Source organism: Lactiplantibacillus plantarum, assembly GCF_014131735.1.
Lineage (GTDB): Bacteria > Bacillota > Bacilli > Lactobacillales > Lactobacillaceae > Lactiplantibacillus > Lactiplantibacillus plantarum.
On record NZ_CP039121.1, the window covers coordinates 1015524 to 1029832 of the forward strand.

Here is a 14309-nt window from a genome sequence, read left to right on the forward strand (position 1 = left end):
TGGCTACGCATGCGGTGGCAACCGATATATTGCGGGGTTTCCTAGATTTTTCAGGGTACTCGTCGAGGTTGTGATCGTGAGATGGCAGCGAACAACGGTGGTAACGCGAAAGCTTTCGTCCGTTAGTTTCTAACATATTAGAGACTAATGGATGGGAGCTTTTTTTTGTTTCAATACAGGTGAGAGGGAGCGGTTAGATGACAGTCACAGCAAATAATGGATTATTAGCGGCCCGTGGAGAATGGGCGAACGCAACGTGTCAAGAAAGTCATCAGGCACAACAGATTTTAATTTTAAACTTGATGCCGACTAAGGTAACGACGGAGCGGCAGTTCCTAAAGCGTTTTGCAGCCGGTAACACAGATGTGGCTGTGACGTTTATGTATCCCGCTAGTCACCATTTCAAGAGCCTGCCACAAGCAGTGGTCGCGGCACATTACGTGACGTTGGCTGATATTCAAGATCAGTATTTTGATGGCTTGATCGTCACCGGCGCGCCAGTTGAGACGTTACCGTTTGAAGCAGTCGATTACTGGAACGAATTGTTAACAATCATTGATTGGTCACGACAGCACGTTAGCCAGACTTTATTTGAATGCTGGGCAGCACAAGCAGGGCTATACGCACAGTTTGGAATCGCAAAGCGTGACGTTGCTCACAAGATATTCGGTATTTATAGTGCGACTAGTACTGATGTTAAGTCACCGCTGATTAGCGGACTGAATGCTGGAGGCTTACTAAAAATGCCACAGTCACGGCATACAGCACTAGTGATGCCGGAACGCTTACCCGCTGGATTGCAGGTTGTCGCTGACAATCCGAAGGTGGGACCGCTCGTCTTATCTGCCCCCAAGCTGCACGCGGTCTATGTGACCGGTCATCCTGAATACGAACGCCGCACACTTGCCGATGAATATTTGCGCGACCGACGTAAGCACTTGCCGATTCAGTTACCTGAACATTACTTTGCTACTGAACAATTAACAACAGTTGATTATAGTTGGCAAACTTCAAGCAATCAACTGTATCAAAACTGGTTAGCAACTTTGAATTTAACGAAAGTAGGTTATTAATTATGACAACAACGAATCCTGAAAATTATCACTTTGAAACGTTACAAGTCCATGCGGGCCAGACGGTTGATGAAACGGGCGCACGGGCCGTGCCAATCTATCAAACGACTTCATACGTCTTTAAGGATGCCAAGCAAGCCGCGGGTCGCTTTGCCCTGACTGATGCCGGCAATATTTATACACGACTGACGAACCCAACGACGGACGTGGTCGACAAACGAGTGGCCGCCTTGGAGCACGGGACGGCTGGGGTAACGCTCGCAACGGGTTCTGCTGCGATAACCGCGGCAATTTTAAACATTGCGCAACAGGGGGATGAAATTGTGGCGGCCAACACCTTGTATGGTGGGACCTATGACCTGTTTAGCGTGACGTTAAAGAAGTTGGGCATCACAACGCACTTTGTTGATCCTGACGAACCGGCAAATTTTGAGACGGCAATTAACGATCATACTAAGGCCTTGTACGTTGAAAGTATCGGTAATCCTGGCATTAACTTAGTTGATTTTGAAGCCATTGGAAAAATCGCTCATGATCATGGCATTATTTTTATTGTTGATAATACCTTTGGGACACCATACCTAGTTCGGCCACTTGAACATGGGGCCGACGTGGTCGTACATTCAGCAACTAAGTTTATCGGTGGTCACGGGACGACCATGGGTGGCGTTATTGTTGAAGGCGGCCAATTTGACTGGCGTGCGAGTGGCAAGTATCCAGATTTCACAACGCCAGATCCGCAATATAACGGCCTCGTTTTTGCCGATTTGGGCGGGGCAGCCTTTACGACTAAGGTCCGGGCGGAAACGCTGCGAGATACCGGTGCAACTATCAGTCCCTTTAATTCCTTCTTGTTGTTGCAAGGTCTAGAATCCTTGTCATTGCGAGTAGAACGACACGTGACCAATACACGCAAGATTGTTGCCTTCTTAAAAGCACATCCAAAAGTTGCCTGGATCAATTATCCAGAACTGGAAGATAGCCCGTACCATGACTTAGCAACTAAGTACTTCCCGAATGGGGTTGGTTCGATCTTCACCCTGGGCTTGACTGGTGGCGAGGCTGCTGGTAAGGCATTAATTGAACATCTACAACTCTTTTCATTGTTAGCAAACGTCGCTGATGCTAAATCATTAATTATCCATCCCGCTTCCACCACGCATGCGCAATTAAATGAACAGGAATTGTTAGCAGCTGGTGTAACGCCTGACTTGATTCGAATTTCAGTAGGTGTCGAAAATGCCGATGATTTAATTGCTGATTTGGATCAAGCATTGGCACAGGTTTAATAGGTCGGAATGGTCGATGATTGAAAGTATGTGAAACGGAGGGTGCGACAATGACAACGACAATTGAAGTGGGCATGTTAGGGTTAGGAACTGTGGGTAGTGGGGTGGTTGAACGGTTGACCCGCTCGGCTGCCAAAATTGAACAAACGCAGGGTATTCGGTTGCACCTAGCAGCAGTTGCCGTTAATCATTTGAACGCGCCTCGGACTGTTCAGTTACCGATTGGGACGCGCTTGACCGATTCATTAACGAACGTTGTTTGTGACCGAAAAATCCAACTAGTCATTGAAGTCATGGGGACGGTCGCAATTGCTAAAAAGGCCATTGTGGCAGCACTTAATCAGGGTAAGGCTGTCGTGACCGCTAATAAAGACTTAATTGCAACGGCGGGACCTGAATTGGCTGCGTTAGCCAAAAAACAGGGCTGTGATTTATTTTACGAGGCTAGTGTTGCGGGGGGGATTCCGATCTTGCGGACATTAACAGATAGTTACGTGACGGACAATGTGCAGGCGGTCAGCGGAATCATCAACGGGACGGCTAATTATATGCTAAGTGCAATGGCAACCGGGCAATCGTACGAACAAGCTTTAGCTACTGCACAAGCAGCCGGGTACGCCGAAGCTGATCCGACTAATGATGTTGCGGGCATTGATGCGGCATACAAATTGATGATCCTCAGTCGCTTTGCTTTTGGGCAAGAGTTGAGCCTGCCGCAGATTGCACCCACGGGAATCACGCATTTAAGCGCTTCGGTTTGTCGATTAGCAGCTGAAAATGGCTGGCAGATTAAATTGCTCGCGCAGATTCAGCGACACGGATCTGGTTTGTATTGTCGTGTGGCGCCAGTGGCCGTGCCGGTTGATCAACCCCTGAGTCAGATCAATGGGGTCCAAAACGCTGTAGCTGTTCAAAGTGAAGCCATTGGTACCAGCTTGTATACCGGACCGGGTGCGGGAAGTACGGCGACGGCTAATAGTGTTCTAAATGACGTCTTAGTAGCGGCCAAGCACCTTATCAATGGTTATCGAATGATTCGTAACCAGAAAAGAAGTGTCTCGTTAACGGTCACTCGATTTGACCAGTTACCACAAACATACTTAGGCATTGGTCCGGTCGCACCAGAAGCCGTGAAATATTACGCTAATGAAGCTGATTTCTCAGTAAAAACGATTGCCGATGATTGTTATCAGATTACTGGATTAAGTGCGGTGAAACGCAAAAAGCTGCGTGCGAACTTGCCACTGACTTTGATACCAATTGCCGGTACAACGGACTGGAAGCAAGTGACCGAAAATTCAATAACATCTCCCATAAATGTTGCAATTTGAAAAAGAATGCTCAGGTACAGTATACTGTATCTGAGCGTCTTTTTTTGATGCTAAGTTCCCATGGGATATCCATGGCTAAGTGGATGAGCTAATTGAAATGAGTTAGCGAGACGTGGCAGTTGGTTGACTGACACGATGAGGAGTGAAATTATGAAAATTGCGGTGGTGACCGAAAGTTCTGCTAATTTAAAAGCGCAGGCGGTGAAAGACTACCAAATTACGGTGGTGAACGACCCGATTATGTTCGGTAATCATGTTTACCACGAGAACGTAGATATCACGACGGATCAATTTTACCGATTACTAAAAGTTGAAAAAGAAATTCCAACGATTTCTCAAATTTCAATGCCAGAGATGCAAGTCGTTTTTGATCAGCTGCAAGCGGCGGGCTATGACCAAATTCTAGTTATTGGGTTGAGTAGTGGTATCAGTGGCTGGATCAATAATTTGAAGACCTATGCGCCGTCAGTTGACGGTATTGACGTGCGGGTGTTTGATTCACGAACTGCTTGCGCGGGGACGGCGAACATGGTGAAGCTGGCTGCGGCCATGGCATTGGCGGACTATACCTTAGATGAAATTATTGCGCAACTGACGCGCTTGCGGGCGGCTACGACGACGGTCTTAATCGTTAACTCGATGCGCCATCTAGTTAAAAATGGCCGGATTTATAACAATAGTAGTCTGGCCGGAACGATGGTGTTGCGCAATAAGCCGATTATTACGTTCAATGGGCATGGGAAGATTCAACTTTTAGGTAAGGAACGGACGCTTAAAAATGCACAACAGGCTGTTCAAGATGAATTTAGTCAGTTTGTGATGAACAGTCAATTACCAGTTCGGCTGGACGTCATCAGCGCTAATGACGCGCAGATTGCCGAAGATTGGGCGAGCGAACTACGTTATCAGTTTCCAGCAGTCCGGGTCAAGACTGGGGTTATCGGTCCAGTTTTAGGCGTCTTGACTGGAGACCATGCGCTCGGAATGATCTGGTCATTAGATTGGAAGCCATTGTTGACGACCCTCAATCAGGAGCAAAAACAATAGGCCGTTGGGGTTGCCCGTGTGCGGTTTGCTGATGATACTGTCGTATACAGGCAGCTGGGTTTTAAAAAAGTTTTGCATCGAAGGTTGACATTTTACTAAAATGATATTATGGTTATAACATTAAAACTTGATAAAAAGCTATAATGCTTTAAGGAGTAACTGACTTGTGATGCTCAGAAAGCGCCGTTGCTGTGAAGGTGTGATGACAAGTGAGTAAAAGTTAAAGGATTGGCGTGAATTTTACGAGATTCACTGGTAGCACCCATTATTGTGCACGCGTTTAGTTGTTGTGAACGCGATGAGTAGCCGGATGTGAGTTCGGTTAGCAATAAGGTGGTACCGCGCGTAAGCGCCCTTTGGATAATTTGATCGATTATTCAAAGGGCGCTTTTTCGTCAAGTGACACATAGCATTATTTTTTAGTTAACACATAGTAGTCATTATTTAGGTCGCGCATCGCGGTTAATCATCGTAAACACATAGTTGTTCGACATCACGTGACAGCACATAGTAGATCGTAAGCACGGGCCCGTTTATTGGAAAAGCACTGAAGCGAGCGGGGAACATATACACATAGTGGGCAAGACGAAAGGATGGTTTTACTTATGAAATATGGCATTATTGGCGCAGGCGCAATGGGATATCGGTATGGTGTAATGTTACAAGAAAACGCCGGTGTTGACGTTGATTTTATCGACACGTGGGAACCAAACGTCGCAAAGGTCCGTGAGCAGGGCGGCGTTGATGTGGCGCGTGATCATCAAAATCACCATGTCGTTCCAATTAATATTTATTATCCTGAAGAATATCAGGGTCATCCAGATGTTTGGATTGTTTTTAAGAAGCAAATGCAGTTAGCCGATGAGCTCAAGCGCGATGCGTCGTTATTTCATGAGGACCAGTACGTTTTCGCCGCAATGAACGGGATGGGGCACTTTGAAAAGATTGCACAATATTTCCCGGAAAATCACATTATTGGTGGTACGGCGATGATTGCAACGGTCTTGAATGGTCCGGGTGCGGTTGATTTTATGGGGCCTAAGGGTAGTGAGGCGATGCATATGAGTAAGTATGCAGGTCCCATTGATACGACTACTAAGCAAGTGATGGCCGATTTTAAGGCGGCTGATTTAAATCCGATTTGGTCTGATAATTTTATGGGCATGTGCATTTCCAAAGTTGTGTTTAACGCGGTCACCAATAGTTTGTGCACGATGTTCGAGATTCAGATGGGCCAATTCATCGAATATCCGGGCGTCAAGGATATGGCGACTCAAATGTTCAACGAAGCCTATGATGCTTGCGAAAGGGCAGGCATCAAACTCATTGAGACGCGGCAAGAAGAAATCGACTCGGTTGAAACGGTCAGTCGAGCCTATAAGTACCATTATCCATCAATGTATCAAGACTTCTCAAAGGGACGGCCAACCGAAGTTGATTATATTAATGGCTATATTGCTAGGATTGGGCGGGAACATGACTACGTTTGTCGCGTGCATGAGTTTGTGACTCACGAAGTCCATTTAGCAGAAATGATGCGGCAATACCGGCACCCGGAAATCCCCGTTGCTGAAAAATAAGATTATTAATGAAAAAGTTCTGAGTATTTTCAGAACTTTTTTTGTGGGCGGAAAAACTTAATTTAGTAAGGTTGAAATCGGTTTCTTTGACATTGGTCTATACACTTAGATAACCTTGTAAACTTGCAATGAAAACATGTTGTGATAGGATTTATAACGTGCTTAAAAAGAGAATGAGGAGAAATTGGTATGAAGACATATTTTCAGAAAATCGGTCAGTCATTGATGCTGCCGATTGCAACGTTGCCCGCAGCAGCGATTTTGGTTGGGATTGGTAATTACCTGCCAAAACAGTGGCTGTTTGCAAATTACTTGATTCAGGGTGGTAACGTTGTCCTGAATAACTTAGCCTTGCTGTTTGCAGTCGGCTTAGCTATCGGGATGTCAGTCAATAAGGACGGCGCGGCAGCTATTGCTGGTTTGATCGCGTTTGAAGTTCCGGTGATGGTGTTAAAACCAGCGACATTAGCGACGATGCTGAATGTTAAAGTGAGTCAGATCAATCCAGCATTTAGCGCGTTAGATAACAATGTGCTGATTGGGATCAGTGCTGGACTGATTGCGGCTGCGCTCTATAATCGGTTCCACGAAGTAAAATTACCAATGGCGCTCTCATTCTTTAGTGGTAAACGCCTAGTGCCAATTATGGCTGCTTTTGTGATGCTGATTGTGACGGCGGTATTGTACCTTGTTTGGCCGTTTGTCTACGATGCCATTGTCCTCTTTGCAACGGGGATTTCAAAATTAGGTTTCGTGGGGGCTGGTCTATATGGCTTTTTCAATCGTTTATTGATTCCAACTGGTTTGCACCACGCCTTAAATTCCGTATTCTGGTATAACGTTGCTGGTATCAATGATATTGGCAATTTCTGGGCCAGCCATGGTGTTAAAGGAATCACAGGGATGTATGAAGCTGGATTCTTCCCAATTATGATGTTTGGCTTGCCAGCTGGTGCGTATGCAATTTATCGTAATGCACGACCGGAACGAAAAAAAGAAGTGGGTTCATTGATGTTAGCGGGTGCGTTTGCGTCGTTCTTTACGGGGGTGACCGAACCGCTTGAATTTTCATTCATGTTCGTGGCATGGCCGCTCTACTTATTACATGCCGTTTTTATGGGACTATCATTAGGATTCGCCGCGTTAATGCACTGGACCGCCAGCTTTTCGTTTAGTGGCGGGTTAGTCGATTATTTATTGAGTTTTCGGATGCCGTTAGCCAACCAACCCTATATGTTACTGGTTCAAGGGCTGGTGATGGCCGTCATTTATTACTTTGGTTTTGACTTTGCAATCAAGCGGTTTAATTTGAAGACGCCTGGTCGTGAAGTTGTGTCTGCAGATGTCGATGGGGTGGGTGCACCTGCTAGTCCAGCGGTGGCCGTTGCAGCAACGGATGATAAATATATGCGCCAAGCAAAGCAAATTTATGCGGCTATTGGTGGTCATGACAATATTAGTGTGATCAACAATTGTACGACGCGGCTGCGGTTACAACTTAAGGATACGGAAAAAGTTGATCAGCCGGCCGTAATGGCTGCTGGCGTGCCTGGTTTGAACGTACTGGATGTTCATAACATCCACATTGTGATCGGTACGGAAGTCCAGTTCGTTGCGGAGGCTTTACAAAAATTATTTTCTGGTCAGGTGGCGACGACCCCGGCATCTGATGCTGAATCAAAGGCCCCGCTTGAACCGCAAACTGCTACTGTAACGGAAGCGCCGGTGACAACGATTTTGCGGGCACCGGCAACGGGACAATTAATGCCGATTAGTGCGGTTGCGGATGAGACGTTTGCTGGTAAACTCTTAGGTGATGGTTACGCTGTTGAACCCGAAGATGGTGAAGTCGTTGCTCCGGTTAGTGGGACAGTGACAAGTGTCTTTCCGACCAAACACGCTATCGGTTTGAAGACGACGAGTGGTTTAGAAGTCTTATTACACATGGGGATCAATACCGTGGAAATGAATGGTACGCCGTTCAAGTTACACGTGGCAACGGGTGATGAAATTGCGGCCGGTACTGCGGTAGCGACGGTTGACTTGGCTGCTATCAAGTCAGCCGGTAAAGCGACAACCATGATGGTCGTTATCACCAATATGGATCACGTTAACAAACTAACCCTTAATCCAACTGGTCATGTGACTAGCGGTGATTTGATTGGCGCAGCTGAATAAGTTACGCGCTGTCGACGTTGGGTTTATTGAAAAAGTTTCGTCTAAATCTTTTCGATTTAGGCGGAACTTTTTTTGTCGCATTGGTTATCGAGGCAACGGATGACAGCAAATGAACAACTTGATGCGGGGACAGTGCGTTTGATTGCTTCCCACTGACTCCCACGATATACTATTGGCATTATAGGGGGGCGGTAACATGATTGACGAAGTATTAGTATTGAACTCAACGCCAACGGGGATTTTACAGAATTCAGTTTCAGGAAGCATGGTGATTGACGCGGCACTTGATGCACGACTAGTCAAGCGACTAATGCAGGCGCTAACTCAATCGATGCTTAAGGTCAGGGTTGCAACCGCGGACGACTTACCGGTGACCGACCACCAATTGCTGGTCGTCAGTCGACCAGTGGCAGCCGTGTTGGACTTACAAGCTAGTGCGCGAGTTCTGATTTATCCAGAAGCAACGGGACTGACAGCCGCTGGAATGACACAGCTAGCAGTGCAGATTGATCAACGATTGACTAAAATATCCAGATAACGATCAAAAAACGCCCAGGGCAGTTGTTCGCAAGTTACTGAACAGTTGCCCTGGGCGTTTTTAATGATTAGTCTTTGTGGTGTTTTTTAATGATAGTTACTAATTTCAATCAAGTTGTTATCAGGATCACGAACATACAGTGACGTCAACTTTCCGTGGGCACCAGTTCTTTCAACCGGCCCGGCAATCACATCCACGAAATAACTCTTTAAGTGATGCTGAATATCATCAATATTATCCTTCGCAATCAAGCAAAGATCTGCACTGCCGGGTGTCGGCTTAGCCGCAATGGGTTGGTGTGGCTGGTTAGTGGTCTGAAAGTTAATTTTTTGTTTACCCACTAAGACAGCTTGACGGTCACCATCGAAGGTCACAATGGGAAGGTCAAATACTTCATGGTAAAACCGTAATGACCGTGCAATGTCAGTAACGGTTAGGGTCAAATGATCGATATCGCGAATATTCACAAGCTCAAATCCCTTCAAAAATAATTCATTATTAAACGTGTCGTACTCATCAGATTTGGCATGAACCATGATTAAAATGTACCAGTTAGATTGCTGTTCGTCAGCCGTTGCGCGTCCTATGCCGACCTCCGGGGCTGGGTGCCAATTGCTGGAACGCAGCCGACATCGATTTGAGCTAACGCATAACCCGCGTCATCTCAAATACGAGTCTTATTCTAAGCCGGAAGCAGACCACTTCCAGCTTAGAATAATTTGGCTACTGAGCATTGTCACCCAGCCCCTCCAGTCTCAAGCCTGTGAGAGGCCACGGGTTGAAGCCGAGCATTGTCTAGCCAACGGATTAATGCGGTTTGGGCATTAGTCCGTTGGCGTAGCAAGCACAGGCTTTAGCGGCACCGAACACGTTTTTGGAACCCCCTCGAATGGCAGATTAACGGCCACTTAACTTGGTAAAATTTGTCGCTGACTATTTTGACACCGGAACCTTAAACGAAACGTCAGGGTTCCATTAACCACTTTGTCGAGACGTTCGATTATTACTATGCCACTTGAGGAATAGTGAGCTCCCACAATATCACTTTCAGACTGACAGGTAATTAACAAAATTACCGTTTATGAGGAACAATGATAAGTCCATCAAAGGTTGGGTACATCTTCGTCAGCCATTCGAATACTGTCCCGACTGGAAGGCGTTTCGGCCAATGCTCAGCGGTGAAATTCCACTTAGCAAGCGTCCTTGGCTTGGTTAGTGGAAGACCAGTATTTAAGACGTGATCTGCGGCTTAAATCTGTGTCCACCGCGTTCCAGCAATTGGCAGAAATGCCTGGAAGTCGGTGTAGGACGTCGCTAACTAAGCAAGTTTACGCTAAATAGATCTTTTTCCAGCGGGCCTAAGCTGGCTGCTTTTGAACTGACACAACTGGTACGTTTTAATCATGATTCATGCCAATAATAATGAGTATAAGACGGTGTTATTCAGTATACCACGATTGATAATGGGACGGATGTGACAGTATTTAGGAAGCAACTCAAAAAACAACAACTGTAACCGTTCACACCGAACGCGACTTTTGACAATGCTTGCTTTTCATAGTAATGTAGGTGTTACTATAAGAAGGAGGGCTATTCGTGATAACAATTCGACCAGCCGATCAAGACGACGCGGGCCAGATAGCACCGCTAATTAATATGATTTTTGATGAAATGCAACTTGAGGAACTAGACGATATTCCTGAACCTGACTTAGAGCAGGCCATTACTGCCGCTTACCGGACACCTGATTATTTGTCTGGTAAGGCAACGACGGTAGTGGCCGAGGCCGATGGTCAAGTGGTCGGGGTAGCGTTTGGTTATCCTGACAAAAATGAGGACGCGGTGGACGACGTGTTAGCACGAGTTACTGCGAATAATGATGCGTTTGGTTCAGCATTTGAAGCTGAAGCTGAAAGTTATGAGCACGAATGGTACCTGGATTCGATTGCGGTCGACCCGAATTATCAGGGTCATGGGATTGGCGGGAAGTTACTCGCCGCCCTGCCAAGATACGCGCGACAAGCTGGTCAAAAGCGGATTGGTTTGAACGTTGACATGGCTAATTTAGGAGCTAAGAAGCTCTATGACCGTTATCATTACGAATCGGTAGGAATTAAGCCTATCGGTGATCGGATGTACTTCCATATGCAATATGAACTAGATAAAGACTTGGTGCTAGCTTAGTATCAGGGCTATCGCAACGGGCCTCGTGATATGACGGGGCCCGTTTTAATACGGGTCAAAATGAAAGTGTAGGTTGAAAACAACATGGCTTTACTAGAAGTAACGGATTTATCGCAAAGCTTTGCGGACCGTAAATTATATGACGATGCGAATTTTACGCTGGAACGAGCGGATCATATGGGTATCGTTGGTCAAAATGGGGCGGGTAAGAGTACCCTAATTAAGATTTTAACTGGCCAGATCTTACCATTATCTGGTCAGATCAAGTGGCAGCGCAACGTTCGAACTGGCTATCTGGATCAATACGCCGATATTCCAGCCGGCATGACGCTATACGCCTTTTTGAAAACGGCTTTTCAACGCTTGTATGATTTAGATGCGCAGATGCAACAACTTTATGCGGATTATGCTGAAAAGATGGATGACCAGTTATTGGAACGTGCAGGTCGGATTCAGGAGACCTTGGAAGCCAATAATTTTTATGATGTTGAGACAGAAATGGAACGGGTAATTACCGGACTAGGATTAGATGAAATCGGTCGGGATCACGTCATCAGTGAGATGTCTGGTGGTCAACGGTCGAAGATCATCTTGGCTAAACTATTGCTGGAAAACCCGGATGTGATTATTCTTGATGAACCGACGAACTACCTCGATACGGCGCATATCAGTTGGTTGGAAGATTATTTGAACGGCTTTGAAGGGGCCGTTATGGTGATCTCTCATGACTATGATTTCTTGCAACAGGTCACAAACTGTATTTGTGACGTGGCATTCGGTAAAATTATTAAGTACCGGGGCGATTTTAAAGCGGCTATGCGGCAAAAAGAAGCGCGTAAGGAAGCCCAACTGAAGGCGTTTGAAAAGCAACAAGTTGTGATTGAAAAAGCCGAAAAGTTCATTCGCAAGAACAAGGCCGGTTCAAAGTCAACGATGGCGAAGTCACGGGAAAAGATGCTATCGCATTTGGATCGGGTTGATCCACCGAGTGAAAATGAACACGCCAAGTTTGCCTTTCCATACCTTGATACGGGTTCTCAAAATGCATTGAGTGTGACGAAGCTGTCTGTTGGGTACGGAAAGCCGTTGTTGGAACCCGTAACTTTTACGATGACCAACGGTGAAAAATTAGCGTTTAAGGGCTTTAATGGGGTTGGTAAATCAACTTTGATCAAGTCAATTTTAGGTGTAATTCCAGCGTTAAGTGGTAAGTCAGATTTTTCGCCATCTGCTAAAATCAATTATTTCAATCAAGATTTGGAATGGGATAACCCACAGTTGACACCGTTACAGACGATTCAAAATGAATACCCTACGATGTTACCGAAGACAATTCGGACTAAGTTGGCTAAGTGTGGGATTAATGCGGCGAATGCGATGAAGCCAATGCACTTACTCAGTGGGGGCGAACAGACTAAGGTTAAATTAGCCTTGCTTGAATTGGTTCCAAGTAACTTCTTAATTATGGATGAACCAACGAACCATTTGGACGATGAAACTAAAGAAGGCCTCAAGCGTGCATTACAGGCTTTCCAAGGTAATCTAATCTTGGTTAGTCATGAGAGCAGTTTTGTGAATGGCTGGGTTGACAAGGAATTGAACGTCGAGAAACTCAGTTTGAAAGAACGACAAGGCTAATTCTTATCCTTTTTAATAGCAGTCCATGCTTGGGCTTGTCTGTGGATAGACATTCAAGCATGGACTGTTTTTGGATGTCCTGATTAGGAGAAAATTATTGTTAGCTGACTAGTTAATTTGAAAATGGACTGCTGGCGATTCAGTAATTATTGGACCGTCAGCGCGCCATTGTCCCCATCGGTAATCGCTAAACCCAAAAAGGCCGTTAATTTGTAAATCGGGAACGAATTTACAAATTAACGGCCTTTTGGGAACAATTATTAATCCGTTAGTAATTGACTTTCAACCGTGGTCTGGTCGCGACCGGCCTGCTTGGACTGATAGAGGTAGTCGTCAACGCGGACGAACCAATCAGTGAAAGTCTGGTCAGTTGGTTGCAATTCTGAAATGCCAATTGAAACGGTCACGTTCAACGTTTGAACGTTAAATTTGATTGGTACTGTTTTCAGTTTACGCTGAATCGTACGCATTATTTGACCAGCTTCAAGCGCTGAGATGCCACGAAAAATGATGACGAATTCTTCACCGCCATAGCGGAAGATCTGACCGTGAGTGCTGCGCTGATTAAGTTCAAGTTCAACAAAATGCGCCACGTGTCGGAGTACGGCGTCGCCAGCCAGATGGCCGTACTGATCGTTAAAGGCTTTAAAGTGGTCAATATCGAACATGACCATAGTGACGGGCCCCATTTGATGGTGCTGATACGCGGCAAACACTTCACGCGCATGCGTGTCAAAGCTGGCGCGGTTACGAATACCGGTTAATTCATCGTAATTGACTTGTTGATCAAAGGTGAGCACTTCATTGAAAAACTTTTGGACGCGATTGACTGCTAAACGAATCAACCACATGTAAAGGACAAAGGCTAGAATGATGACGAGTGTATGGCTCAATTTGAACGGATGAACTGACCAAATAACGCCCCACCAAGTGCCACTATATAGTATTTGGAACAGGAGATACTTCCATTGAGTAGCGTGTAATTCTTGATAGTTATGAGTAATATAGACGACTGTACTAATCAAGATAATGGCCATGGCCAGAAAAACTGGCAGGTACTGCGTGCTGTGGCCCAACCAGATGGCCTGACCATAAATGAACAATGGCATTAACAGGTTAATAATTTCAACGGCCAGGTTGCGCATGGTGTTAAGGCTGAACAGAAGAATCGTTAATTGAACCGTTGCGTAGGTCCAACTGATAATGCTACCTGAATTCAGCGTAATGAATATTTGTCGTAATAGGATCATACTAATGAGGACACTTAAAGCCTCGGCACCATGGGCCCCAATAGTCCAATATCGATTTTGACGACGATGGACCTGTTGCTCTAGGAGGTAGGTCAGAATGGTCATTAGGGTGATCAGGCCAATTGTAATGAGAATGACAATTAGCATTTTGATATTAAAAAGATCTCGGCCTAAGCTCGATAGCGTAAGTAGATGTAACAC

11 protein-coding genes are annotated in these 14309 nt (G+C 45.7%); 9 read left to right on the forward strand and 2 right to left on the reverse strand.

What is annotated here, in order from left to right:
* Positions 1–197 precede the first annotated feature (197 nt).
* From E5260_RS04525 to E5260_RS04555, 7 genes are all read left to right on the forward strand, one after another.
* Entirely contained in the window at positions 198–1073 is an 876-nt protein-coding gene (locus tag E5260_RS04525; RefSeq protein WP_003642731.1) for a homoserine O-acetyltransferase/O-succinyltransferase family protein, read from the forward strand.
* A gap of 2 nt (positions 1074–1075) precedes the next feature.
* A complete protein-coding gene (locus E5260_RS04530; protein WP_003642732.1) occupies positions 1076–2362 on the forward strand; it encodes an O-acetylhomoserine aminocarboxypropyltransferase/cysteine synthase family protein in 1287 nt (428 codons plus the stop codon).
* A gap of 50 nt (positions 2363–2412) precedes the next feature.
* Positions 2413–3693 carry a homoserine dehydrogenase gene (locus tag E5260_RS04535; RefSeq protein WP_003642733.1) on the forward strand — a complete coding sequence of 427 codons (1281 nt, stop codon included), beginning with the start codon at positions 2413–2415 and terminating at the stop codon, positions 3691–3693.
* A 150-nt stretch (positions 3694–3843) separates the two neighbouring features.
* Complete coding sequence (locus tag E5260_RS04540) at positions 3844–4740, forward strand: DegV family protein (RefSeq protein ID WP_003644677.1); 897 nt, start codon at positions 3844–3846, stop codon at positions 4738–4740.
* A gap of 605 nt (positions 4741–5345) precedes the next feature.
* Entirely contained in the window at positions 5346–6320 is a 975-nt protein-coding gene (locus tag E5260_RS04545) for a ketopantoate reductase family protein (RefSeq protein WP_003644676.1), read from the forward strand.
* Between the two features lie 189 nt (positions 6321–6509).
* On the forward strand, positions 6510–8498 hold the full coding sequence (gene nagE, locus E5260_RS04550) for an N-acetylglucosamine-specific PTS transporter subunit IIBC (protein ID WP_003644675.1): 1989 nt from the start codon (positions 6510–6512) through the stop codon (positions 8496–8498).
* A 196-nt stretch (positions 8499–8694) separates the two neighbouring features.
* Positions 8695–9036, forward strand: a complete 342-nt coding sequence (locus tag E5260_RS04555) for a hypothetical protein (protein ID WP_003642737.1) — start codon at positions 8695–8697, stop codon at positions 9034–9036.
* Positions 9037–9122: 86 nt separating this feature from the next.
* Here E5260_RS04555 and E5260_RS04560 read toward each other — a convergent pair whose 3' ends face one another.
* Entirely contained in the window at positions 9123–9572 is a 450-nt protein-coding gene (locus tag E5260_RS04560; RefSeq protein WP_003644674.1) for a VOC family protein, read from the reverse strand.
* 1060 nt (positions 9573–10632) lie between these two features.
* On the opposite strand from E5260_RS04560, the gene E5260_RS04565 reads away from it, so the two are divergent.
* Complete coding sequence (locus tag E5260_RS04565) at positions 10633–11220, forward strand: GNAT family N-acetyltransferase (RefSeq protein ID WP_003642738.1); 588 nt, start codon at positions 10633–10635, stop codon at positions 11218–11220.
* 84 nt (positions 11221–11304) lie between these two features.
* A complete protein-coding gene (locus E5260_RS04570) occupies positions 11305–12858 on the forward strand; it encodes an ABC-F family ATP-binding cassette domain-containing protein (protein WP_003642739.1) in 1554 nt (517 codons plus the stop codon).
* Positions 12859–13118: 260 nt separating this feature from the next.
* Here the strand turns inward: E5260_RS04570 and E5260_RS04575 are convergent, their stop codons facing one another.
* The gene (locus tag E5260_RS04575; protein WP_003644673.1) at positions 13119–14309 is read right to left on the reverse strand and encodes a GGDEF domain-containing protein; all 1191 of its coding nucleotides are present in this window, start codon (positions 14307–14309) and stop codon (positions 13119–13121) included.

Bases quoted from the DNA above. Each gene is read 5' to 3' on its own strand.
- E5260_RS04570 (WP_003642739.1), top strand. From the start codon at position 11,305: ATGGCTTTACTAGAAGTAACGGATTTATCGCAAAGCTTTGCGGACCGT.
- E5260_RS04560 (WP_003644674.1), bottom strand. From the start codon at position 9,572: ATGGTTCATGCCAAATCTGATGAGTACGACACGTTTAATAATGAATTA.
- E5260_RS04535 (WP_003642733.1), top strand. From the start codon at position 2,413: ATGACAACGACAATTGAAGTGGGCATGTTAGGGTTAGGAACTGTGGGT.
- E5260_RS04545 (WP_003644676.1), top strand. From the start codon at position 5,346: ATGAAATATGGCATTATTGGCGCAGGCGCAATGGGATATCGGTATGGT.
- E5260_RS04555 (WP_003642737.1), top strand. From the start codon at position 8,695: ATGATTGACGAAGTATTAGTATTGAACTCAACGCCAACGGGGATTTTA.
- E5260_RS04540 (WP_003644677.1), top strand. From the start codon at position 3,844: ATGAAAATTGCGGTGGTGACCGAAAGTTCTGCTAATTTAAAAGCGCAG.
- nagE (WP_003644675.1), top strand. From the start codon at position 6,510: ATGAAGACATATTTTCAGAAAATCGGTCAGTCATTGATGCTGCCGATT.
- E5260_RS04525 (WP_003642731.1), top strand. From the start codon at position 198: ATGACAGTCACAGCAAATAATGGATTATTAGCGGCCCGTGGAGAATGG.
- E5260_RS04530 (WP_003642732.1), top strand. From the start codon at position 1,076: ATGACAACAACGAATCCTGAAAATTATCACTTTGAAACGTTACAAGTC.